This is a genomic window from Thalassobacter sp. 16PALIMAR09 (genome assembly GCF_000765485.1).
GTDB classification, from domain to species: Bacteria; Pseudomonadota; Alphaproteobacteria; order Rhodobacterales; family Rhodobacteraceae; genus Thalassobacter; species Thalassobacter stenotrophicus.
The window spans coordinates 1-2,991 of the sequence record NZ_JHAK01000026.1; the positions used below are offsets into that span (position 1 = coordinate 1).

A 2,991-nucleotide genomic window follows, 5' to 3' on the forward strand; every position below is an offset into this window, starting at 1 on the left:
GTTACGGTGCCGGAAAAGGTGGCACTTGAGAGCCGCGCAAAGGCGCTGGCGTGCAGGCCATCTAGCTTGTCAGCATCGATGCCAGAACCAGAGCCGTCCACGGTTTTGAGCTTGTCGCGCACTTGAGCGGCCGTGTCGGGCGATCCGTTTGAACCCGCTGGCCCTTGAGGACCGACCGGCCCAGTCGCACCAGTCGCTCCCGTAAGCCCTCCCGCGCCCGTTGGTCCGGCTGGACCTGTTGCACCTTGGGGACCCGCAGGACCGGTGGCGCCGGTGTTCCCCTTTGGACCAGTAGACCCTGTCGCGCCCTTGAGGTTTACATACCCTCCCCAGGTCGACCCGGTATAAAACCGCAGACTGCTCCCAGACCACTGATGCGCGGGTGTTGGGCCGGTTGCGCCCGTCGCGCCTTGCGGCCCCGTGGCGCCGGTGTTTCCTTTTGAACCCGTAGGCCCTGTTGGACCCGCAGGACCCTGTGCTCCGGTCGGTCCAGCATTTCCCTTTGTCCCTGTTGCGCCAGTCGCCCCCGTATTGCCTTTGGGGCCAGTGGGACCCCGCGCACCCGTCAGCCCTGCCGGTCCTCGCGGTCCGGTCTGCCCCAGTTCCACCACGCTTTCTGAGCCAGCGATGCGTTTCAAAAAGAGTTTGCCGTCGGCGATGTTCATCGCCAGCTCACCGGCGGCCAGCTGCGCCGTACTGGGTATCCGTCCAGCAACAGTGGTGCGTTTCACAAGCAGCGTGTTTGTCATGGGTTAGAACGTGCCTCCATCCAGGGCGATCCCTGTGATCGACCCACCAGTAATCGCGATATTGCTGGAGGCTTGCGTAGCCATGGACCCCAGCCCGAGGTTCGAGCGCGCAGCCCCCTTGTTCGGCAGGTCCGACAGGTTCGACGCTGCCGCGAGTTTCCCCGCCAGAGCATTGGTCACAGTCGTAGCAAAGCTTGGATCATCCCCCAGGGCTGCGGCTAATTCATTGAGCGTGTTCATGGCACCAGGCGCCGCATCGATCAGCGCACCGATTGCGGCGGCAACAAACCCCGTGGTCGCAATCTGTTTGGTGTTGGTGCCTGTGGAGGCCGTTGGCGCCGTCGGTGTTCCCGTAAAAGCTGGCGACGTTAGTGCGGACTTACCATTCAGCGCGCTCTGCAGCCCCGTAATCTGGCCGATTAAATGGCTATGGCTTGAGGGCGCAAAGCTCGTCGGCTTGCCTGTGATCCCAGACCAAGGCACCGCATCGGCCACTTCTGCGGCATCCACCTTGCCGTCATTATCCGTGTCATAGGTGGATTTTGCCATATCGCCGGCCCCAAAGCCCGCAATGGCCGTGTGCACGAAGGCTGTCGTTGCGATTTGTGTGGAATCAGTTCCGGCCACAGGAGTTGGGGCTGTGGGTGAGCCGCTAAACCCAGGCGAAGCCAAAGGCGCTTTGCCCGAGAGCATAGCATCGACCTGGGACTTGCGCACGAGGTCCGCACCACTGCTTGCGTCTTGGCTCGACTTCGGCACCAAAGAGAAGGTCTTGGCCCCACCAACTGTCTGGGTGCCCACGCGGGCAACAAACCCACCAGAGCCCGCCATGGGCACAATAGAGGTCGCATTGCCCGCGCCATCATCACCTTTGCCGACATAGAGCGTGTCATCGACCTCATTATGAGCCAGCTCTCCAGATTTAAGTGATGCAGGCGCACCAGCGACCCCTGAGACGCGGCGCTTGAGTTGAATGGTATTGGCCATCAGAAAAAGCCTCCGTTGATGGGTGTGTCGGTGGGCAGAATGGTGATGCCGGGATCCCCCTGATCGCCCTTGTCGCCTTGAGGACCTGGCTTGCCGTCCGGGCCCGGGGTGCCCAGAAGCCGGATCCGCGTGGCCCCCAAGGCGATGCGGATTTTAATCGGGGCGGCACCTGGGGCCGCACTTGAGCCTGAGCTGGGGAATGGCGGGCGCGCACCATGTGTAGGACACGCACTCATGACAGGCCTCGGGTCACGGGCAGCATCACAGGGATCTCCAAGAAAAAGCCCAAAGGCAGAGCGGGACGGACATCCACACGCGCCATGTCCAGCACAACAGAGCCCGGTTCAAAGTTTGCGGTGTCGGGGGCAGGGATCACGAGAGACAGCAGGCAATCACTTTGGCGCATCAGCGTGCCATCGGCGGTCGTGAGCGTGGCCAGGATATCGGTGGCCGAAGGTTTGAGCCGCACTTGCGCGATGATATCGGCCATCTCTGGAAACAGCGGCGCCTCAGCCTCCAAATCCAGCCTGTAGGTATAGCCAATGAGAATGGCGGGGCCTTCAACGATGGCAACACTCATGGCACCCACCCGCAGAGCATCGCTCCAACCTCATTATGAGCCAGGATCTGAGCCAGGGTTTGCTCACTCAGGACATCTTGGCGTGAGGGCCGAATGGGCTCGGCCCAATCACAATCTCCGCGCAGGCCTTGCGGCTCAATCGCGCATCCAGCGGTCAGCGCGGCGCTTAAGACCAGCCCGGTCAGTGTTGTGCACCTCATGGCGGATCTCCTGTGATGTTTGCATCGCTCGAATACGGGCTTTCGCGCGACGAATAGAAAGCTCGGCCTCTGCAGCGTGGCGACCCTGGCGGAAGGCGATCCAGAGCGCGCTCAAAAGAGCAAAAACAATGGCGCCGCAAAACGCAGCCCGCTGGCCAAGGCCTGCCAGCAATCCGGTGATGACGTGGATCATGGTGTCTTTCCCGTCCGATGATCGTCGATCCGAGCAGCGCGGGATCGCAGGGCGTAGAGAATAACGGCGAGAAACACAGCGGCGCCAATCCACGGCAGAGCGATGGTGAGCCAAGCCTCAAGCCCGAACAATGAGAACGCACGGCCGGCCATGTCTCGCGCTTGCTCCGCCTCAACCAACGCTGGCGCGATCTGAGAGCCGATGGAGCCGGCAGCACCAATCACGCCCAGCCCGATCTGCGCATTGGAGGCTGTGACGATCCGACTGTCTTTTGGCCCCCCA

The 2,991-nt window shown here is 62.1% G+C and carries 4 protein-coding genes and 2 pseudogenes; all 6 read right to left on the bottom strand.

The features are described 5' to 3' along the window. Positions 1-749: pseudogene (locus PM04_RS17530) on the bottom strand (collagen-like protein); the annotation flags it as partial. A 3-nt stretch (positions 750-752) separates the two neighbouring features. Next, positions 753-1,736 (bottom strand): hypothetical protein, encoded by a 984-nt coding sequence (locus PM04_RS17075; protein ID WP_038009097.1) that lies wholly within the window; start codon positions 1,734-1,736, stop codon positions 753-755. Further along, positions 1,736-1,972, bottom strand: coding sequence for a hypothetical protein (locus tag PM04_RS17080; protein WP_038009098.1), 237 nt, complete (start codon positions 1,970-1,972; stop codon positions 1,736-1,738). The genes PM04_RS17075 and PM04_RS17080 overlap by 1 nt, the downstream gene beginning before the upstream one ends. Beyond that, the gene (locus tag PM04_RS17085) at positions 1,969-2,316 is read right to left on the bottom strand and encodes a hypothetical protein (protein ID WP_038009099.1); all 348 of its coding nucleotides are present in this window, start codon (positions 2,314-2,316) and stop codon (positions 1,969-1,971) included. The genes PM04_RS17080 and PM04_RS17085 overlap by 4 nt, the downstream gene beginning before the upstream one ends. A gap of 135 nt (positions 2,317-2,451) precedes the next feature. Beyond that, positions 2,452-2,709: a hypothetical protein gene (locus tag PM04_RS17090; RefSeq protein WP_038009102.1), complete on the bottom strand. Its 258-nt coding sequence runs from the start codon at positions 2,707-2,709 to the stop codon at positions 2,452-2,454. After that, positions 2,706-2,991, bottom strand: a pseudogene (locus PM04_RS17095) (TIGR02594 family protein); the annotation flags it as partial. The gene PM04_RS17090 and the pseudogene PM04_RS17095, both read right to left, overlap by 4 nt.